General features: G+C 69.6%; 17 protein-coding genes. 9 read left to right on the plus strand and 8 right to left on the minus strand.

The window, feature by feature from the left end; all coding sequences use genetic code 11:
* Positions 1-407 precede the first annotated feature (407 nt).
* Positions 408-2,225 carry a DUF222 domain-containing protein gene (locus ACFUEJ_RS22170; RefSeq protein WP_388031872.1) on the plus strand — a complete coding sequence of 606 codons (1,818 nt, stop codon included), beginning with the start codon at positions 408-410 and terminating at the stop codon, positions 2,223-2,225.
* Positions 2,226-2,252: 27 nt separating this feature from the next.
* On the opposite strand, the gene ACFUEJ_RS22175 is transcribed toward ACFUEJ_RS22170, so the two are convergent.
* Complete coding sequence (locus ACFUEJ_RS22175) at positions 2,253-3,206, minus strand: hypothetical protein (RefSeq protein ID WP_065632623.1); 954 nt, start codon at positions 3,204-3,206, stop codon at positions 2,253-2,255.
* A 69-nt stretch (positions 3,207-3,275) separates the two neighbouring features.
* The gene (locus ACFUEJ_RS22180; protein WP_065632624.1) at positions 3,276-3,863 is read right to left on the minus strand and encodes an HhH-GPD-type base excision DNA repair protein; all 588 of its coding nucleotides are present in this window, start codon (positions 3,861-3,863) and stop codon (positions 3,276-3,278) included.
* Positions 3,864-3,912: 49 nt separating this feature from the next.
* Here ACFUEJ_RS22180 and ACFUEJ_RS22185 point away from each other — a divergent pair, with 49 nt between their 5' ends.
* On the plus strand, positions 3,913-4,458 hold the full coding sequence (locus ACFUEJ_RS22185; protein ID WP_388031877.1) for a hypothetical protein: 546 nt from the start codon (positions 3,913-3,915) through the stop codon (positions 4,456-4,458).
* Position 4,459: 1 nt separating this feature from the next.
* Here ACFUEJ_RS22185 and ACFUEJ_RS22190 read toward each other — a convergent pair whose 3' ends face one another.
* The 5 genes from ACFUEJ_RS22190 to ACFUEJ_RS22210 form a co-directional block, all read right to left on the minus strand.
* Positions 4,460-5,122: a lysoplasmalogenase family protein gene (locus ACFUEJ_RS22190; RefSeq protein WP_388031879.1), complete on the minus strand. Its 663-nt coding sequence runs from the start codon at positions 5,120-5,122 to the stop codon at positions 4,460-4,462.
* On the minus strand, positions 5,119-6,402 hold the full coding sequence (locus ACFUEJ_RS22195) for an alpha/beta hydrolase family protein (RefSeq protein ID WP_388031882.1): 1,284 nt from the start codon (positions 6,400-6,402) through the stop codon (positions 5,119-5,121). The genes ACFUEJ_RS22190 and ACFUEJ_RS22195 overlap by 4 nt, the downstream gene beginning before the upstream one ends.
* Before the next feature lie 52 nt (positions 6,403-6,454).
* Entirely contained in the window at positions 6,455-7,357 is a 903-nt protein-coding gene (locus ACFUEJ_RS22200) for a hypothetical protein (RefSeq protein WP_065632627.1), read from the minus strand.
* A 233-nt stretch (positions 7,358-7,590) separates the two neighbouring features.
* A complete protein-coding gene (locus ACFUEJ_RS22205) occupies positions 7,591-8,247 on the minus strand; it encodes a GAP family protein (protein WP_388031884.1) in 657 nt (218 codons plus the stop codon).
* A gap of 136 nt (positions 8,248-8,383) precedes the next feature.
* The gene (locus tag ACFUEJ_RS22210) at positions 8,384-9,214 is read right to left on the minus strand and encodes a hypothetical protein (protein ID WP_259937479.1); all 831 of its coding nucleotides are present in this window, start codon (positions 9,212-9,214) and stop codon (positions 8,384-8,386) included.
* 298 nt (positions 9,215-9,512) lie between these two features.
* Here ACFUEJ_RS22210 and ACFUEJ_RS22215 point away from each other — a divergent pair, with 298 nt between their 5' ends.
* The 4 genes from ACFUEJ_RS22215 (at position 9,513) to ACFUEJ_RS22230 (ending at position 14,202) form a co-directional block, all read left to right on the plus strand.
* Entirely contained in the window at positions 9,513-10,580 is a 1,068-nt protein-coding gene (locus ACFUEJ_RS22215) for a thiamine ABC transporter substrate binding subunit (protein WP_211539390.1), read from the plus strand.
* A gap of 7 nt (positions 10,581-10,587) precedes the next feature.
* Positions 10,588-12,243, plus strand: a complete 1,656-nt coding sequence (locus ACFUEJ_RS22220; protein WP_388031914.1) for an ABC transporter permease — start codon at positions 10,588-10,590, stop codon at positions 12,241-12,243.
* Positions 12,240-13,283, plus strand: a complete 1,044-nt coding sequence (locus ACFUEJ_RS22225; protein WP_388031888.1) for an ABC transporter ATP-binding protein — start codon at positions 12,240-12,242, stop codon at positions 13,281-13,283. Before ACFUEJ_RS22220 ends, ACFUEJ_RS22225 begins: the two co-directional genes overlap by 4 nt.
* A 70-nt stretch (positions 13,284-13,353) precedes the next feature.
* Positions 13,354-14,202, plus strand: a complete 849-nt coding sequence (locus tag ACFUEJ_RS22230; protein ID WP_065632736.1) for a DMT family transporter — start codon at positions 13,354-13,356, stop codon at positions 14,200-14,202.
* A 7-nt stretch (positions 14,203-14,209) separates the two neighbouring features.
* On the opposite strand, the gene ACFUEJ_RS22235 is transcribed toward ACFUEJ_RS22230, so the two are convergent.
* Positions 14,210-14,386, minus strand: a complete 177-nt coding sequence (locus ACFUEJ_RS22235) for a hypothetical protein (RefSeq protein WP_091344396.1) — start codon at positions 14,384-14,386, stop codon at positions 14,210-14,212.
* A gap of 209 nt (positions 14,387-14,595) precedes the next feature.
* Between ACFUEJ_RS22235 and typA the strand changes: the two genes are divergently transcribed.
* The 3 genes from typA (at position 14,596) to mshB (ending at position 19,436) form a co-directional block, all read left to right on the plus strand.
* On the plus strand, positions 14,596-16,506 hold the full coding sequence (gene typA / locus ACFUEJ_RS22240) for a translational GTPase TypA (protein WP_058252521.1): 1,911 nt from the start codon (positions 14,596-14,598) through the stop codon (positions 16,504-16,506).
* 69 nt (positions 16,507-16,575) lie between these two features.
* Positions 16,576-18,549, plus strand: a complete 1,974-nt coding sequence (locus tag ACFUEJ_RS22245; RefSeq protein ID WP_388031891.1) for an ABC transporter family substrate-binding protein — start codon at positions 16,576-16,578, stop codon at positions 18,547-18,549.
* Positions 18,546-19,436 carry an N-acetyl-1-D-myo-inositol-2-amino-2-deoxy-alpha-D-glucopyranoside deacetylase gene (gene mshB / locus ACFUEJ_RS22250; RefSeq protein ID WP_338855490.1) on the plus strand — a complete coding sequence of 297 codons (891 nt, stop codon included), beginning with the start codon at positions 18,546-18,548 and terminating at the stop codon, positions 19,434-19,436. The genes ACFUEJ_RS22245 and mshB overlap by 4 nt, the downstream gene beginning before the upstream one ends.
* The last annotated feature ends 2 nt before the right edge of the window (positions 19,437-19,438 follow it).

The following is a 19,438-nucleotide window of genomic DNA, read 5'->3' on the forward strand; positions in this document are numbered from 1 at the left end:
GCCCCTTATGACCACATCAGGAGGATGTCCCAGTTACCAGCCCTTCCAGCTATTACTAGGAGCGCCCGGAGCTTGCGGAGGGCGCGTCACGAAGGTCTTCGCAACCCGACTCACCATGACCCTTCGTGACGCTCGCAAGCTCGCTCCTCAGAGAACAGTAGAAGGGCTCGCTCTGCGCACAACGGTTCTTTCGTGATCCACGACGGCGGCCGGGCCGCGTCACGAAGGGTCTGGCGACGAAATGCCATCGGTCTCATCAAATTCGACGTGACTGCGCCGCCGACCATAGCCAGATGTCGAGGACTGCTCGTCGGGCGCGATTTCTTGTCGGTGGTCGGGTCTATCTTGGATGTATCAGTTGGACCGGTCAACCAGGCCGGGTGGCAACGACTTCGGGGGGAGTCACTGTGGGGGCATGGACGGATCTGCCGGGCGAGTTCCTCGCCGGGGTCGATCCTGCTTGTCCGGCCGATGCCGACACCGCCACCCATATGCAGCGTCTGGGGTCGATCCGCGCGGGCGAGTCGTATCTGGCGTGGTGCCGCTACCAGACGATCCTGGTGTTGTGTGATCGGCTGTTGACCACCGTCGGCAACAGTTACGTCTCCGACGGTTTCGGTGACATCGTCGCCCGGGTCTCGCGCGAGGCCGGGATCACCCGCTACCGGGCGGGGATGCTGGTCGACGAGGCACTGTGTCTTCGTGATCGGTTGCCGCGGGTGTTGGAGACGTTGCGCGACGGCATCATCGGGCCGCACCAGATCCGCGAGATCATCGGCCGCACGCACTTGGTGTCCGATGATCACCTTCTCGACCCCGACGACCCCGCCAGCCGTCGGATCATCGAGGTGCTCGACGAATCGATCGCCGACCTGCTGCGCTCCCGGTCCGGGTCGTGGTCGACGTCCGGTTTGCGCGACATGATCGACCGTCTGGTCTTCGGCCACGACGCCGACGCCGTCCGGGAACGGCGCCGCGAAGCGCTCGACAAACGCGGGGTGTGGACCGAGAACCACGGTGACGGCACCGGTGAGATCACCGCGGTCATGGCCGCCGAGAACATCCGAGCTTCCGACGCCTCGGTACGGGAGTTGGCCGCATCAGTGTGCGACCGGGATGGCCGCACCCTCGGGGAACGAAAGTCCGACGCCATGTGCGCGTTGCTCACCCGAACAGCGTTCACGTGTGCGTGCGGTCAGTCCGACTGCACCACAACACCTGTCGATCCTGCCGGTGCGGCGGCGGGTACCGAGATCGTGATCCACGTCGTCACCGACGCCGACACCCTGGCCGGGGGGTCCGGACCCGGCTGGGTCGACGGGCACGGAGTGATCTCCGACGAGCATGTGCGTGACCTCGCCGCCCGGCCCGACGCGACGATCAGGCCGGTCACCCCGGTCCGCACACCACCGTCGCATGTCGTCGCCGGCGGCCCAGCCGCGACCGGCGAGGGCGGATACGACGACGACACCACGCGTACGGCGAACATCGCCGCGCCACAGCAGGCTACAGATGACGCCGACACCAACACCAACACCGACGCCGGCGGCGCGGGTGACGCGTCGACGCCCCCGACTTCGGCCTCATCGTCGGCGGAGCCGGTGTCGTCGGAGGTCGTGGTGGTCTACCCGGCTGCCCTGCCTGGTGACCCGTATCGTCCGACAAGTGCGTGCGCGGAGTTCGTGCGGGTGCGCGACGGCTACTGCACCGAGCCGGGTTGCACGCGTTCGGCATTCACCGCCGATGTCGATCACGTCGCCGAGTACGACCACGCCCGGCCGGCACGCGGGGGTGCGACCTCGAGTGAGAACCTCAACGCCAAATGCCGTCCCGGTCATCTCCACAAGACCCACGGTGACTGGACCGATGTGCAGTACCGCGACGACGAGGGCCGCCTGGTCACCGAATACGTCACGCCCGAGGGCTTTGTGATCCCCGGCGAGGCCGAAACCCTCGAAGACCTCTTCCCCAACCTGCGGCGCATCCGGTTCGAACAAGCCGCGAAAGCGCCACCCAGTCCGCGGATCATCGTGCCCGAGCGGCAAGGCCGACAACAGCAAGGCCGACCACCGCGCACGATCACCGAACGCACCGCCGCGAAACACGCGAAGCGGCGAGAAGAACGTGCCCGCAACAAGAAACAACGCGAAGCGAACCTACGCGCCCGGAGCGAAGCAACCCACCATCAAGCGACAACCCACGACGACGAGCCCCCGCCATTCTGACCCGGCGCTCGGCGTGGCCTGTGGCGGCTAACCCCGCGGGTACCCGTTCGTGTCCGCCGGAGCGTCTCCGTGTCCATTGCCGCCCGACCCCTTCGGCGGACGGGTGAGGCGTTTGGGAAGCCGCTCGGCGAGACCGCCGAGCGGTGCGACCGTCTGGTTCAGCAGGTCGACGGTCTCGGCGAGCTCGTGGACCGTTTCCTGCATGGCGAGCAGGTTGGGTCCGAGCTGCCCGATGACCTCGGTGAGCTCGGAGATCCGGTCCAGCGGCCCGCCCGGTGCGATCGCACGCTCGACCGCGCCGTTCTCGCCCAGGAGCTGATCGAGCAGGCCGTCGTCCTCGGCGAGCCGGTCCAGGATGCCTCCCGCGGCGGTCACCTTCTCGAGCACACCGTCGGGCGCGGTCAACTTGTCGACGATGCCGCCCTCGGAGGTGAGGCGCTCGAGGATGCCCTCGTTCTCGGTGAACTGGTCGACCACGCCACCCGGCCGGGTCAACCGGTCCAGCGGTCCACCCTTCGCGGTGAGGCGCACCAGGATGCCTCGTTCCTCGGCGACCTGGTCGAGGAGTCCGCCCTCGGCGGTGAGCTTGTCGAGCGGACCGTTCGGGGCGGTGAGCCGGTCGACGACACCCCCGGGATCGAGCAGTCGCTCCAGCGGACCGCCGTTGGCCAGGATCCTGCCGAACGGCCGCTCGGGGCCGAGTAGTTCGGACAGCTGGTTGAGGAGAGCGAGCGGCGTCCGGAGTGATCCGAGCTCGTCGGCGTCGACGCCCACTGCCAGTGCGATCTCGTTCTGCACGCTCCCAGCCGTGATACGGGCGATGGCGACTGCGGACTCGGCTGCGCTGAGCACCACCCCGGTGACCGCGAAACCGAGTCGGAACGGCATCTCGACGAGCGCACGGCCCGCGTCCGCCGTGGCCACCGGTCTACGGTCGACGCGGCGACGGTCGGGTGGCGGCCGATCCGGAAGGGACTCCATGCTTTCCGACCCTAGGCCAACCGACCGGCGTTCGGGGCGAGGGTTCGGTGATTCCGAAGGGCGGTGTCGCTACCGCGCACCGGTCGCCGGTGCCTCTGCCGCCTTGGCGGCCTTCGCCGCCTTCTTGAAGTCGCGGACCTTCTGCAGCGAATCCGGGCCGGTCACGTCGGCCACCGACCGGAACCCCTTCTTGCTGTAGTCGCCGGCGACCTTGGTCCAGCCCGACGGCTTGACGTCGAGCTGCTTGGCGACGAGCGCGACGAAGATCTTTGCCTTCTGGTCGCCGAACCCGGGCAGGGCGCGCAATCGCTTCATCAGGTCCGCGCCGTCGGCGGCCTCGGTCCAGATGCGTGCGGCGTCGCCGCCGTACTCCTCGGCGACGACTTTCGCGAGCGCCTGGACCCGGCCGGCCATCGACCGACCGTAGCGGTGGATGGCCGGGGGAGTGGCACACAGGTCGGCGAACGCCTCGGGGTCGGCGTCGGCGATCTCGACCGGATCCATCGTGCCGAACCGGTCACGGATCTTGGCCGGCCCGGCGAAGGCCCGTTCCATCGGGAACTGCTGGTCGAGGAGCATTCCCGTGAGGAGGGCGAACGAATCGTTCGACAGGAGTTCGTCGGCCGCGGGTTCCTGCGCGATCTGGATCTTCGGCATGGGGTCGATTCTGGCAGACGGCACCCGCGTGCGGCTCTAGACTGCCCCCATGATGAGCGGGGAGAACACGGTCGGCTTCGAGAACGGCAGACGTCGGCGGGGACGCGTCGGAGTGGGAACGGTCGCGACGGTGGCCGGCGTCGTGCTGGCGCTGGCCGTGTCGCTGTTCGGTACTGGAGCCGCCGGGGCCGCACCGGCAGACGACGGGGCGAACTACGTCACCACCCTGCGGTGCGACAGCGTCAACCCGTGGCCGGCAGGCACGGTCAAGGTCCGCGTGGACGTGTTCAACCAGATCCGGCACCCCGCGGACGGACTACCCGGACCCGTCATCGCGCTCATCGGCACCGACCGTGCCCGAGCAGTGGCCCTCGAATACACCTACGAGGTGTCGGTGTCGTGGCGGAACCTGCGGACCGGACGTACCGGCGTCACCACTGTTCCGGGCCGCGGGTACACCATCAAATGGCAGGTCGACATCCATCCGGGCAGCGGTCCCGTCGCCTTCACGATCCGCCAGAAGATCGGTGCGCTGGCCTTCTTACCGATGACCAATCCGAAGTACTCGACCTGCTCGGGCCGCGCGGTCGCCTGACTCACCGGTCGGCGAGTCCGCCGATCAGCAGGTACTGCGCGGTGAAATAGCTTGCGAGCACCCAGGCCTCGCCGGCCACCCGGAGTCGAGGGTCGGTGACCAGGTGTCGTCGATTGATGATCGCGAGGTCGGAGAGCAGGAAGAACCACCCGCCCGCCCGCAAGCGCGGTTGCGGCGTCGGCACGTCCGCCGCCAGCGCCGACATCGTCGCGAGCGTGTTGCCGTACGTCCCCAGAACCGGCAGCAGGGCAGGGCGGTGTCGGCTCAGCACCGTCGCCGACTCGGCGAGAACGCCCACCCGCGGCGCGACGGACCGAACCGTCGGTCGTGCGCCGGCACGCCACATCGCGACCGCGTAGCTCAACTGTGCGCCCGCGAAAGACGTTGCACCCCTGCGGAGAAAACGATCCTTCGTGGCCGGGTCGTCGTGTTCGAATTCCTCCTGCAACATGAACCGGTCGCCGAGCGCGGAGAACCCGACGACGGACGCCAGGGCGACGGTGTCGGCGACCGGGCGGCGTCGTGCTCCGGCGGCCACCCGCGCCGCGAGAAGCGCGATCGGCAGCGGTTTGGTGATCGCGGCGCTGCGTCGATCACCGACCGAACCGGCGATCGTAGCTGCCGCGGCAGTGGCCGCATAGGCGATCCGGAACGTTCGGTTCACCGCAGGACGCGGGCGACGAAGGCGCGGATGTCGGTGTCGGAGAACCGCTTCGACTGGGCGCCGTCAAGCGTCAGATAGGTACGCGCCGACACCTTGCTGTCGCCGACCCGGGCGTCGTTGAGGTACTTGAGGGTGAGCGGTACGACGACGGAGGTGTCCTGCAGGGTCTGCGTCATCAGGACCGGACGCTCGAAGCCGCGAGTGGGCAGCTCGGTCGCCTTGGTCAGCAGGGCGGTGAGTTCGGTGTTCCCCGACAGCGGTTTGGTGAACAGCGAACCGATGGCGAGACCGTCCACCTCACGCGCGAACTCGGTGACACACGACGCGGCGGCCTTGGTCAGCCATTTCTTGCCGGTGTCGGTGAGGTAGGCGTCGAGATCGAGGTCGGAGTGCGCGTTGCGGATGGCGCTCAGCGTGTACAGCGCGTCGGCGGCCAGCCCGGACGGCATCGCCGCGGACGACGGCCCGAGATTGGCCACGAGCGAACCGAACTGGGCGGGAATCGAACTCGCCGCGGCACCCTTGAAGTCGAGCTTGCCGCCCTGGATGGTCGGGGCCAGTCGGGCCAGCGTGATCGCGGCCGCGGCTCCCTGGCCCTCGCCGACCACTGCCCACGAGCGCGACAGGTTGTCGGCGATGTCCCGAGAGGCGCGCACCGCGTCGACGATGTTGCGAGCAGTGGCCTCGAGATCGTAGTACTGCGGCGTGCCGGGGGTCCCGACACCCGCGTAATCGGTACTGACGACGGCATATCCACGACCGAGCCATCGCTTGAGCTCATCGGTGTCCCCGGCGGTGGGCCGCGACGACGGTGCGCACCGGTCGGCGATGCCGCGCGAACCGTGGGCCCAGGCGACGATCGGCCAACCGCCGGCCGGCGCCCGCCCGCCCGGCACCATCAACACGCCCGAGGACAGATGGGCCTTGCCGTCGGCGCCGGTGCTCCAGTACGTGAAGTCGTTTCCGGACCCGGCGCCCGCGACCGTACGTGCCCGGGGGAGTTCGCGATTGGCGTAGACGGCGCCCGGCGTCTGTCCCGGACCTCGCGTGTCGACGGTGCCCGCATTGTCGTCGGCGGGCGCGCTGTTGTCCGTCGACGACGGTTCTGCCGACGGCTCGGCCACGCCTGGCGTCGATGTTCCCGGAGTAGGTTCGGCCGCGGCCGTCGCCGTCATGCCGAAGGCGGCCGGGGCCACGACGATCGTTAGCGCGACTGCGGCCGCGAGGGCGCGTGCGAGGTGGGCACTCCGTGGTTTCGAAGTGTTGCCGTGGGGGTTCATGTGTCGTCAGTTCGTTCTGTGAGGCGTGACCGGATGCGAAAAGCGTTGTGCGTCAAGCATTGACGATGCCGACGGCAGGTAGGAACCAGCAGTTCTGGGTACCGTTGCTGGCGTTGCCGAAGACTGCCGACAGGATGGTGCCGCTGCCGGTCTTCACCGGTGCCAGCCGGACCCCGGACAGCAGGGGCAGCGCCGTCAGCGCGGTGCGGTCGGTGATCGGGTCGAGATCGGCGAAGCCGCCCTGGAGCGTGCTGGTGTTGAACCAGGCGACCTGCATTGTGCCGCCGCTACCGGCCGTCGGCGAGGCGGGCACGAAAGCGTATGCGGTCTCGCCCTTCTCGACGAGGTTGAGCTTCTCGGGCAGCTTCACGCCGGGGATCATGTCGAGCAGCGGCTTGAGCTGGGTCAGGGGGTCGGTCTTCATCGGCCACGGACCCGCCACGGCGCCTGCTCCGGCGGTGACGAGTCCGAGCGGGTTGTCGGCGGTGGGTGCGGTGCAGAACGGCGACACCGACGGGGTGAGCGTCTGGATGCCGAGCGTGCGCAGCAGGGCGATGGGGTCGGTCGGGGCCGCGACCGGAGTGGCGGCCGACGCGGGTGCGCCTTCGGCGGCCGCGGGGAGCGGGAGAGCTCCCGCACGCCCGGCGATGTCCTCGACCGAGAGTTGTCCGGCGCTCCCCATGATCGTCTGGGCGGCCTGCACGGCGATCTGGTCGACACCCGCGGCCTTGAGCAGACGTACCGCCCCGGCCAGCTCGGCGTCGAACGGGATCGACAGCGCGCCGAGCAGGTTGGCGGGGATGAGGGGCTCGGCCGTCGCCGGCGCCGAGGTGGCGGTGAGGGTGGCCGCCGCGATCGCCACACCCATGAGACCGGCGCCGCAGCGCTGGATCGCGCGGCTGCGAGTGACGCGACGCGGAGCGTCGGAACGCGTGAACCGAGACGTGAGGGACATGGCTCTCCTTGGGGCAACCGGCTGTGACGGCCGAGCACCCGCCACGTGTGGCGGGTGTGACAGATGGGACTCGAGTTACAAGAGACCACGAAGACTCGGAACCGGCAAGTCGCGAGTCCGACCTGTGACATGGGCGCGATCCGCGAGAGACCGAAACCGCGGCGAACTGCGGGTTCAGTGCCCTTGAGCACGGTCTCGGACCGCCGCACAGAGGCCGACCACCGCCGGCACGCTCAGCTCGCGCCGCCGATTCCCTTGCCGATCAACACGACTCCGATGACCAGGATCAGCACCGCCATCACGGTCGCGTTGTTCGCCAGCAGCCACGACTTGAGGCGGTCGAGCGGTTCGCGCAGGCGGGCCGCGGCGAGCTGGTAGCCCACGACCGGGACCACGACCGAGGTCGAGGCCAGGAGTGCGAAGACCGCCACCGCGATCACGTCCTGCGGCATCGACAGCGCACCCGAGGCGATCGAGACACCCGCCGCCGCGCAGAGAACGAGATTCTTCGGATTGATCGCCGCCAGCCCGAACGCGATACCCATGGCGGTCACCGGACGCATCTCGTCGATGGCCGACATCCATTTCGGCGTCGCTGACTCCGCGTGCCGGGAACGCCACTGACGCAACCCCACGGCGAGCAGGACGACACCGAGCGCGATCTTCACCCAACCGGTGCTCGACGACGATTCGTCGAGGTCGACGGCGCTTCCGAGGGCCACGAAGACGGCCACCGCGACGACGATGCCGACGAGCCAGCCGATCGCGAAACCGATACTCGTCGTGCGCGCATGGCGTCCCAGGAGCATGAGGACCGCCGCGATGATCGGAATCGGCGACACCGCGACACCGACCACAAGGGGTAACAACTCACCGAGCACGGGTCCCATCGAGAACTCCTGACGAAGTGGTGCCGACCGTGTCGTCGTACGCCATGGTCGCATCCCGTGAGGAACTCTCGACCGGTAACGAACGAAGGCACCCCGCGATGAGTCGGGGTGCCTTCGTCGTGAGAGGAGAAAGAGATCAGATGATCGCGAGCCCGATCACCGGGACGATGGTGCAGGAGACGACCTGCCCCTTCGTCTTCGTGGTGACGTTGCCGTGGATCGCCGAGATGACGCGGCCCTTGCCGGTTCGCGAGATACCGGTGAAAGTGCCGGGGCCTTCCTTCACGTTGATCTTCGGGTTGCGCTTGAGCGTCGTGGTACCCGTGCGACCGGTGTCGACGTTGAACCAGCTGACCGTGAGCGGCGCGGCCTTGTTGTCGATCGCCGGACCCGTGCCGAGCGAGGTGTAGACGTAACCGGCCTCCCCGCGCTTGGGACCGGGGGCCGGTGCCTCCTGCGGTCCGGCGGTGACCAGGGCGCGACCGAGCGAACCGCCGCCGGGGATGCAGCCGAGGCCGAAGGTCGGGTAGAGGAATTCCTGGATCTTCGGGGCGTTCGGGCCCTGCGGGATCTCGGGATCGCCGGGCTTGCGCTCGGCGGCGAGCTGACGCGCGGCCTGCTTGCGGCCGGGTTCGCCGAGGAAGTCGGCGATCGAGCGCCAGATCTTGCTCACCTCAGCCGGCATACCGGGGGTGTCGGCGAACGACTGGGCCTGGCGGAGCAGGTCGACCGAGACCTTGCCGTCGGGTCCGGGCGTCGCCACGGAGCCGATGATCGCGGGAGCGAACGCGCCGAGCGAGTCCAGCACGCGCTGGTCGACCTTCGGGGCCGGGGCGGCCTGCGCGGCCATCGGCATCGCGAGTGAGGTCGCCGCCGCGAGCGCCGACACGGCGACGAGGAGTCGACGGGTCCGGAGTCGACGCGGGGCATGGCCGGATCTCAACCTCAGTGGCCGGGAGAAACGCACTGGTGTGTCCTAACGGTCGTGGCGCCGACGATCAGTCGATCAGCGCCTCGCGGGTTGTGTCATCCGCCCGGGTGTCGGGTAGCGGACAGCCCATCCTCTCACCCGGGTCGTCGCGGGTCATTTTAAGCCCCCCGCGGGTTCCACTGTCCAGACCGCCGGCCTGTTACGGGTGGGGTTAGAGTGGTAATTGATGCAATTGTTATCGAAGTGACGTCGGGCGGTTGGATCGTACGGACAGGCGGCAACCTGGTTGGATGAGGAGAATCGGGTATCGGGGACGGTCGAACAGGAGTCTGAAGTGACAGAGCTGCGCGCTGACGCGTCGGGTCGCCCACGCGGGAGGTCGCGACTGACGCGCCTGGTGGTCGGTGCCGTCGCGGTCGTACTGGCAGCGACGACGGCCAGTGCCTGCGCCGACGACTCGTCGTCGGGCGGCGAGGTCACGCTGCTCACCCACGATTCCTTCGAACTGCCGGAGTCGGTCATCGACGAGTTCCGTCAGGAGACCGGGCTGACCCTGAAGATCGTGAAGTCCGGGGACGCCGGGCAATTGGCGTCGACGGTGTCACTGACGCCGGGTGCGCCCAAGGGAGACGCGGTCTTCGGCATCGACAACACCTTCGCCTCGCGTCCGATCGACGCCGGCGCCCTGGAATCCTATGAGTCACCCGCCGCGGCCGACGGTGCCGCCGATTTCGCGGTGCCCGGCGCGGAGGGGCAGCTCACGGCCGTCGACCGCGGGGATGTGTGCCTCAACATCGACGACGGCTGGTTCGAATCCAGGTCTCTGACCCCGCCGGCGAGCTTCCGGGACTTGACCCGCCCGGAATTCGCCTCGCTCACCGCGGTGACCGACCCGGCGACCTCCTCGCCGGGCACGGCGTTCCTGCTCACCACCGTCGGTGCGCTCGGAAACGGCTGGCAGGACTATTGGAGGCAGGTCGTCGGCGGCGGCGCGACCATCGTCTCGGGCTGGGAGGTGGCCTACAACCAGCTCTTCACCGCCGGCGAGGGCCGTGGCGACAAACCCATCGTGCTGTCCTATGCCTCGTCGCCGGCGGCGACGCCCGGGACGAGCGCGCTGCTCGACAGCTGCTTCCCGCAGGTGGAGTACATCGGCATCCTGAAGGGCACCCGGAACTCGACCGGCGCCCGCAGGCTCGTCGATTTCATGCTGAGTCCCACTGTGCAGAAGGAACTCCCGAACTCGATGTACGTCTACCCGGTGCAGCGCGACACCCCGCTGCCCGAGGGATGGCCGGCGCGCGCGGAGGTGCCCGCCTGGATGTCGTCGCTGCCGCCCGCCACGATCGCGGAGAACCGCGAGATGTGGCTCGATCAGTGGCGTGCCGCGGTCGGCCGGTGACGACTCGGTGACCCCGGCCGGGACAGTGGTGACCCGGGTGGCCCGGGCCGCCGGATCGGTTGCGCTGTGGGTCGTCCCGGCGCTGTTCGTCGTGGTGCTGTTCGCCTGGCCGGTGATCGCGCTCGTCCGGCGCGCCGTCACGATCGCCCGTGACTCCGGGGTGGGCCTGATCGAACTGCTCGACCGTACCGACGCCCTCGGGCTTCTGGGCGTCACCCTGGGCCAGGCGGCCGCCTCGACGGTCCTGGCACTCGCCGCCGCCGCACCCATCGCGTGGTTGTTCGCCCGGGTCCGCGGGACCACCGCGCTCGTGCTCGCCGTCGTGGTGACCGTGCCGTTCGTGCTGCCGACGGTCGTCGTCGGTGTCGCTTTCCGCTCCCTGCTGTCCGGCCCATTGGCGTTCCTGCACATCGAATCCGGGCTGCCGGCCGTGCTCGCGGCGCACATGTTCATCAACATCGCCGTCGTCGTCCGCGTCGTCGGCGCGGCCTGGCGCAACCTCGACCCGCGACTGCTCGAGGCAGCACGGTCGCTCGGGGCGGGCCGGGTTCGGGCGACCATGACCGTGGTCGTGCCGCGTCTGGTGCCCGCCACCGCGTCGGCGGCCGCGCTGATCTTCCTGTTCTGTTCCACCAGTTTCGGCGTCGTGATCATTCTCGGCGCCGGGGAGTTGCGGACCCTGGAGACCGAGATCTACACGCAGGCCATCGGATATTTCCGGATTCCCGAGGCGGTCGCGCTGTCGATGCTGCAGATCGTGGTGGTCATGGCGGCGCTGCTGCTGACGCGGGTGTTCGCCGATCCGGCAAGCCGCGGATCGGGTGGCGGCGCCCGGCGGGCAGAACGTAACCGCAGGCTGGCCGGCGGCCGCTGGACGCGGCCGGCGGTCTGGGTGGTGGGGGCGTGGACAGCAGTCCTCCTCGTCGGGCCGGTCCTGGTGCTGATGGTGCGGTCGGTCCGACCGGTCGCCCACGGCGACTGGACCCTCGCCGGCTACCGCGCACTGGCCGAACCCGTCAACGGGGTGACACCCCTGGAGAGCCTGCGCTATTCGCTGGTGACCGCCACCGCGGCGACCGCCATCGCCCTGGCGGTCGGGACGCTCGCCGCCGTCGCGCTGCATCGCGCGCACGGAGTCGTCGGGGCGATCGGCTCGGCCGTCTCGCTCATCCCGCTCGGGATCAGTGCTGTCACACTCGGATTCGGCTACCTCATCGTGCTGGCGTCGTTGCCGTACGAGATCGCCGCATCGCCCGCGGTCATCCCACTGGTCCAGGCCCTCATCGCGATTCCGGTGGTCATCCGCATCATGATGCCCGCACTCGAGTCGGTGCCGGTCCGGTTGCGGCATGCCGCGGCGACGTTGGGAGCCACGCCGTTTCGCGTCTTCGCGACCGTCGACCTGCCGATCGTCGGAAGGTCGATGGGGGCTGCCGGTGGGTTCGCCTTCGTCATGGCCCTGGGCGAGTTCGGCGCGACGAGCTTCCTTGCCCGCGCGGACACGACCACCCTTCCGGTACTCATCGGGTCCGCTCTGAACCGCCCGGGCGCCGAGAACCTGGCCACCGCCATGGCGGCCTCGGTGGTCCTCGTCATCGCGACGGTCGTCGCAGTCGTCGTGGTCGAGGCGTTCCGGCCCCGCTCGGAGGTGCCGCTGCTGTGACCACACAGAGTTCATTGGAGATCTCCGACCTCACGGTCGCGTACGGCGGCGAGACCGTCATCGACGGTCTGTCGTGGCGGCTCGGGGGAGAGGGGTCGCTGGTGACCGCGATCCTGGGCCCGTCGGGGTGCGGCAAGTCGACCCTGATCCGGACGATCGCCGGCCTCGAGTCGCCGGTCGGTGGCACGGTGCGGTTCGGCGGAGTCGACCTCGTCGGCGTCGAGGTCCATCGTCGGGACTTCGGGGTCGTCTTCCAGGACGGGCAACTGTTCGGTGGGCGCAGTGTCGCGTCGAACGTCGCGTACGGGCTGAAGGTGCGGCGCTGGTCGCGCCGCGCCATCGCCGATCGCGTCGCCGAGATGCTCGACGTCGTCGGCCTCACCGGCTACGACAAGCGTCCCGTCGAGACCCTGTCGGGCGGCCAGGCCCAACGGGTCGCGCTCGCGCGTGCCATGGCCCCGCGTCCGCGTCTGCTGTTGCTCGACGAGCCGCTCGCCGCGCTCGACCGGCGGTTGAGAGACGAATTGGCAGTAGAGATCTCGGAGATCGTGCGAGCGGCCGGCGTGCCGACGATGGTGGTGACCCACGACCACGCCGAGGCGGCCACCCTGGCCGACGAGATCGCGGTCATGCGGGACGGGGTGATGATCCAGACCGACGTTCCGGCGGCGCTGTGGCGACACCCGGTCGACGAGTGGACCGCGCGTTTCCTCGGCGCCACGACCGTCGTCGACGCGCAGGTCCGCTCGGGCGTCGCGCAGACCGTCCTCGGTGAGATGCCGCTGGATCGTCCCGACGGTTCGTGCCGGCTCGGCCTGCGGCCCGAGTCGGTGGCGATCGGACCTACGCCGTCCGATGCGCCGGAGAGGCCGGGAACGACGGCGACCGTCGTGCTCGTCGCCGAACTCCCGGCCGGGCCGCGCGTGCGCATCGACACCCCGGTCGGCGAGATCGATGCGGTCACCGACGCCTTCGTCGCGATCGGCGACCGGATGCGGGTGCGTCTGGTGCCGGAACGGGTCGCGGTGATCGGGTCGTGACGCCGCGTGGGCCGGCGAGGCGGTCGTCGTGCCGGTGACACGGCGGGACCTGCTGGTCCCGCCGGGACTGATGGTCGTCGGAGCGACCTCCATGTATCTCGGCGCGGCCGTCGCCGTCGGCCTGTTCGACGTCATCTCCCCGGCCGCCGTCGCGTGGTTGCGGATCGCCGGGGCCGCGCTGGTGTTGCTGCTGTGGGTGCGACCGGCCCGGACGGCCTGGCGTTGGGAGCGATTGCGCCTCGCCGGATGCTTCGGGCTGATCACCGCCGGGATGAACATCGCCTTCTACGAGGCGCTCGCGCATCTGCCCCTGGGCACGACCGTCGCCCTGGAGTTCCTGGGCCCGATCGTGGTGGCCGCCTTGGGTTCTGCGACGCGTCGCGATGTCGCCGCACTCGTCCTGGCGGCTGTCGGCGTGGTCCTGATCGCCGATGTCCGGTGGTCGGGAACGGCGATCGGCGTCGTCCTGGCGCTGACCGCGGCCGCCTGCTGGGCGGGGTACATCGTCCTGGGCAAACGGGTCGCGGCGCGAGGCACGGGCGTCGAGGATCTGGCGACCGGCTTCGCGGTGGCCGCGTTGCTCACCGCGCCGCTCGCGTGGTGGGTGGCCGACGCGGTACGCGCGGGGGCCGCGCTGCCGGTGGTCCTGGCCCAGGGGTTGCTGCTCGGCATCGCGTCGACCGCGGTGCCCTACGCACTCGACCAGATCGTGCTGCGGCGGGTCGGCCAGGCAAGGTTCGCGATCCTGCTCGCGCTGCTGCCGGTGACGGCGTCGGTGATCGGGTTGCTCGCGCTGGCGCAGGTGCCGCGGCCCCTCGAAGCGGTAGGGATCGCGCTCGTCGCGGTGGCGGTGGCCGTGCGATCGGTCGACGACGACAGCCGGTCCGACGATCGCGAGGCGGAGATGCCGCCGGGGTGACCGCGAATCAGGCGGCGCGCGCCTTCTTCAGTGCTTTGTGCAGCTCTTTCTTCGACATGTCGGAGGTGTCGAGCTTGCGCATCCGGTGAATGACCACCGGGCAGCGAACACAGCGCGTCGAACTCTTGCAACACTTCTTCTTGGGCTTCAGAGAGCCCACCTTGGTCGGGTCGACCTTGCCCATACGGCGAGGTTAGCAGACCCTAACTACAACTCTTGTGGGTGCTGTGATCGCGGTCTCACCGCCCGAGCCGATAGTCTGTGACGTTGAATCCCTAGGTGATCTGCTCCCCGCGCCGGTCAGAGCCGTTCGGCTGCGAACGTTCCAGACGTTCGGCAGTGACCCGGACGCCGGCCGCCGCTGCCGGTCCCCAACCACACGAAAGAGAGCCAGTGAGCGCTGTCCCCACCTTCCGCAACGTCGCGATCGTCGCGCACGTCGACCACGGAAAGACCACACTCGTCGACGCCATGCTGCGCCAGTCCGGCGTCTTCGGCGAGCGCGCCGAGGTCGTCGACCGGGTGATGGACTCCGGTGACCTCGAACGTGAGAAGGGCATCACCATCCTCGCCAAGAACACCGCGGTCCACCGGCGCCAGCCGGACGGCACCGAGGTCGTCATCAACGTCATCGACACCCCCGGCCACGCCGACTTCGGCGGTGAGGTCGAGCGCGGCCTGTCGATGGTCGACGGCGTGGTCCTGCTCGTCGACGCCTCCGAGGGCCCGCTGCCGCAGACGCGCTTCGTGCTCCGCAAGGCGCTGGCCGCAGAGCTGCCGGTGATCGTCGTCGTCAACAAGACCGACCGTCCCGACGCCCGCATCCAGGAGGTCGTCGACGAGACGCAGGATCTGCTCCTCGACCTCGCCTCCGACCTGGACGAGGAGGCCGCGAAGGCCGCCGAACTCGTCCTCGAGCTCCCCGTGCTCTACGCCTCTGGCCGCGCCGGTGTCTGCAGCACCGAGCAGCCGGCCGACGGCGAGATCCCGGCGGGGGAGAACCTCGACTCCTTCTTCGACGTCCTGCTCGAACACGTCCCGGCGCCCAAGGGTGACCCGGACGCGCCGCTGCAGGCACACGTCACCAACCTCGACGCGTCGGCCTTCCTCGGCCGTCTCGCGCTCGTCCGCATCCACAACGGAACCCTCCGCAAGGGCCAGCAGGTGTCCTGGTGCCGCGAGGTCGACGGTGAAGCCGTCGTCGAGCGCGCCAAGATCACCGAGCTCCTCGCCACCGTCGGAGTCGACCGGGCGCCCGCCGAGTCCGCATCGGCCGGTGACATCGTGGCCGTCGCCGGTATGCCGGAGATCATGATCGGCGACACCCTCGCCGACCTGGAGAACCCGCAGCCGCTGCCGCGCATCACCGTCGACGAGCCGGCGATCTCGGTCACCATCGGCACCAACTCGTCGCCGCTGGCGGGCCGGGTGTCGGGCCACAAACTGACCGCCCGCATGGTCAAGCAGCGTCTGGACACCGAGCTGATCGGCAACGTGTCGCTGCGCGTGCTCGACATCGGCCGGCCCGACGCCTGGGAGGTGCAGGGACGTGGCGAGCTCGCCCTGGCCATCCTCGTCGAGCAGATGCGTCGTGAGGGCTTCGAGCTGACCGTCGGCAAGCCGCAGGTCGTCACCCGCAAGGTGGACGGCAAGGTCCAGGAGCCGTTCGAGCATCTGACCGTCGACGTGCCCGAGGAGTACCTCGGCGCGGTGACCCAGTTGCTCGCCGCCCGCAAGGGCCGCATGGAGCAGATGAACAACCACGGCACCGGCTGGGTCCGCATGGAGTTCATCGTGCCCTCGCGCGGCCTCATCGGGTTCCGCACCGACTTCCTCACCGAGACCCGGGGCACCGGCATCGCCAACGCGGTGTTCCAGGGCTACGACGCCTGGGCGGGCGAGATCCGGGCCCGCCACACGGGTTCGCTCGTCAGCGACCGGTCGGGAACGGTCACCCCGTTCGCGATGATCCAGCTCGCCGACCGCGGCACCTTCTTCGTCAACCCGGGCGACGACTCGTACGAGGGCCACGTCGTGGGGATCAACCCGCGCCAGGAGGATCTCGACATCAACGTCACCCGTGAGAAGAAGCTGACCAACATGCGTCAGTCCTCGGCCGACGTGATGGAGACCCTCGCAAAGCCGATGCAACTCGACCTCGAGGGCGCCATGGAATTCTGCGCCGCCGACGAGTGTGTCGAGGTCACCCCGGAGGTCGTGCGAGTGCGTAAGGTGCACCTCGACTCGACGACGCGCGCCCGTGAGCGCTCGCGGGCCAAGTCCCGGGATGCCGCCGTCAGCTGAGTGTCGATGGCGCTCCGGCGCCGCATCACGGTGGCGGGCGCGTCCGACGGACCGAGAAGCTTCTTCGTCATGGGGGTATCCGAGGTGAATCGCGCGAGACCACGACCGGGCCGCGAGGCCGCGAACCGGGTCCGTGGGCGGTTGCTCGGCATGCTCTCGTGCAGCGTCGCCCTGCTCGTGGTGCTGACCGCCTGCATGTCGGATCCGCCGCCCCCGGTCCGCGACACCGGGCCACCGCCGACCCCGACCGAGTACCCGGTGGAGAAGACGATCTACATCGCCACCGACTCGGTCGGATCGGGCTTCAACCCGCACATCGCCGCCGACCAGAATCCGGTGACCACGGCGGTCGCGGCGATGACGCTGCCCAGCGCGTTCGCGCCGGTCCAGACCCCGGGCGGGACGGTGTGGGAACTGCAGCGCTCGTTCGTCACCTCCGCTGAGGTGACGTCGCGGGCGCCGTTCACCGTGACCTACCGCATCCACACCGACGCCCAGTGGTCCGACGGCCTGCCGGTGACGGGCGACGACTTCAACTTCCTGTGGCAGCAGATGTCCCGGCAGCCCAACGTCGTGGCACCGGCCGGCTACCGGCTCATCGACTCGGTGCAGTCCCGGGAGGGCGGCAAGGTCGTCGAGGTGCGGTTCGAGTCGCCGTACCCCGCGTGGCGAGAGCTGTTCACCGGATTGCTGCCCAGTCACGTGCTCAAGGGTGCGCCGGCCGGCTTCCAGACCGGGATGGACACCGGCAAGCCGGTTTCGGCCGGGCCCTACGCGATCGTGGGGATCGACAAGACCCGCGACGAGGTCCGCCTCGCCCGCAACGACCGGTATTGGGTCACCCCGCCCCGGTTGGATCAGATCGTCCTCCGCCGCGCCGGCACATCGGCCCAGATGCTCGACTCCGTACGATCCGGCGACTCGGCCATCGTGGCCCTCGGCGCCTCGCCGGCCACCGACGCGGAACTGACCGCGCTGCCCGGTCTCGAGACCGCCCGCAGCCTGACGTCGCGGTCACTCGGTGTCAGCGTGAACGCCCGCACCGACGCGATGAGCTCGGTGGAGGTCCGGCGCGCGATCCTCGGGTTGGTCGATCCGCGACTGACCACCTTCGCCGGTGCCGGCGACTGGGTCGTCGAACCGTTCGCGAACACCGTCTTCGCGCCGTCGGATCCGGGCTATTCACCGGTCGACCGCCCGCGCCTCGGGGCGGCCGAGGTCGACGCCCTGCTCGGCGCCGCCGGTTACCGCCGCGCCGCGCCCGAGCCCGTCGGCTCGGCATCCCCGGTGCCGTCGGCGTCGTCGTCGGAGCCCTCCTCGGTGTCGCCGTCGTCCCCGTCCGGGTCCACGCCCGCGTCCGAGGCGCCGTCCACCGGCGGGTCGGCGACGCCCGGGGTGAGCGAGACCCCGACCGAGGGTCTGGTCGAGGTACCGGAACTGCCCGAGGGAATCCTGACGTTCCAGCGCGACGGGCAGGACCTCATCGTCCGTGTCGGTGCGGTCGCCGGCGATCCGCGGACCACGTCGGCCGCGTCGAGCATCGTCGACCAGCTCCGAGGTGCAGGGGTGCGCGCTCAGGTCGTGACGCTGCCCAACAGCGAGCTGTACGGGTCGGCGCTCACCAACCAGCGCGTCGACCTGGTCGTCGGGTGGTCGGGGCTCGGCGTGCCGCCGGCGTCGTCGCTCGCGTCGCAGGTCGACTGCAACCAGCCCAAGCCCGGTACCGAACCGTCGCCCGCGACGCCGCCGACGCCCACCAGCATCGCGCCGAGCGGTGGCGATCCCGGGGACAGCTATGCCAGCAACGTGTCCGGGTTGTGTGACCCGCGGCTCATCGAGCTCGCGCGCACCGCACTCTCCGAGGACGACCCGATCCCGACGCTGAACGAGGCCGAGCCGCTCCTCGCCGCGCAGGCGATATACCGGCCGCTGTACCAGGACTCGATGGTCGTGGGCACCACGTCGGCGGTGCGCGACGTCCCGCTCACCGGACCCATCCAGGTCTCGATCTTCGGGACCGCGGTCAATTGGGAGCTGACGTGACCGGTGTCCCGGCGGATCGCCGGCTGCTGCTCGTCCACGCTCATCCCGACGACGAGACGATCATGACCGGCGGCACCATCGCCCGATATCTCGCCGAGGGCGTCGACGTGCGGGTGCTGACCTTCACGCTCGGGGAGGAGGGCGAGGTGATCGGCGACGAGTGGGCCCAGCTGGTCGCCGACGGCGGCGCCGACCAGCTCGGCGGGTTCCGGGTACTCGAACTCACGCGGGCACTGGCCGAGCTCAGTCCCGCCGGCCGTCCCGCGTTGCGGCCGCGATTCCTCGGCGGTGCGGGCCGATGGCGGGACTCCGGGATGGCCGGCGCCCCGTCCGCGAACCACCCGCGCGCACTCGTGCGGGCACCGTTCGACGAGCCCGTCGAGGCGTTGGTCGACGTGCTCACCGACTTCGCACCCCAGGTGGTCGTCAGTTACGACGCCTCGGGTACGTACGGCCATCCCGATCACAAACTGGTGCACGAGGTCACGACGGCCGCGGTCGCCCGCGCCCGGGAAGTCGGTCCGGGCCCGGACAAGATCTACGAATCGGTGACCGAACGCAGCGCACTGGACTCCGGGCTCGCCGGTGTCGCCGCGGTACCCGACGGCTGGCGGATGCCCCGCGACGGTGAGCTGCCGAGCTATCCCGACGCCGACATCACCACCGAGATCGACATCAGCGCGTACCTCCCACAAAAGGTGGCCGCCCTGGCCGCCCACGCCACACAGGTGACCGTTGCGGCGTCCGGAACCGAATACGCGCTGTCGAACAACATCCTGCAGCCGATCGTCCGCGCGGAGCATTTCATCCTCACCGAACCAGAGCGTCACGAGTCCCTCGGTGCCACGGACACGCGCGAGTCGGACCTGTTCGCCGGGATCGACTGAGC

Source organism: Gordonia sp. NPDC057258, assembly GCF_042668985.1.
Taxonomy (GTDB): Bacteria; Actinomycetota; Actinomycetes; order Mycobacteriales; family Mycobacteriaceae; genus Gordonia; species Gordonia hongkongensis.

Coding starts and splice junctions, on each gene's coding strand:
- ACFUEJ_RS22175 (WP_065632623.1), bottom strand. CDS start 3,206: ATGGAGTCCCTTCCGGATCGGCCGCCACCCGACCGTCGCCGCGTCGAC.
- ACFUEJ_RS22245 (WP_388031891.1), top strand. CDS start 16,576: ATGGGGGTATCCGAGGTGAATCGCGCGAGACCACGACCGGGCCGCGAG.
- ACFUEJ_RS22185 (WP_388031877.1), top strand. CDS start 3,913: ATGATGAGCGGGGAGAACACGGTCGGCTTCGAGAACGGCAGACGTCGG.
- ACFUEJ_RS22235 (WP_091344396.1), bottom strand. CDS start 14,386: ATGGGCAAGGTCGACCCGACCAAGGTGGGCTCTCTGAAGCCCAAGAAG.
- ACFUEJ_RS22195 (WP_388031882.1), bottom strand. CDS start 6,402: ATGAACCCCCACGGCAACACTTCGAAACCACGGAGTGCCCACCTCGCA.
- ACFUEJ_RS22205 (WP_388031884.1), bottom strand. CDS start 8,247: ATGGGACCCGTGCTCGGTGAGTTGTTACCCCTTGTGGTCGGTGTCGCG.
- ACFUEJ_RS22230 (WP_065632736.1), top strand. CDS start 13,354: ATGGTCGTCGGAGCGACCTCCATGTATCTCGGCGCGGCCGTCGCCGTC.
- ACFUEJ_RS22180 (WP_065632624.1), bottom strand. CDS start 3,863: ATGCCGAAGATCCAGATCGCGCAGGAACCCGCGGCCGACGAACTCCTG.
- ACFUEJ_RS22200 (WP_065632627.1), bottom strand. CDS start 7,357: ATGTCCCTCACGTCTCGGTTCACGCGTTCCGACGCTCCGCGTCGCGTC.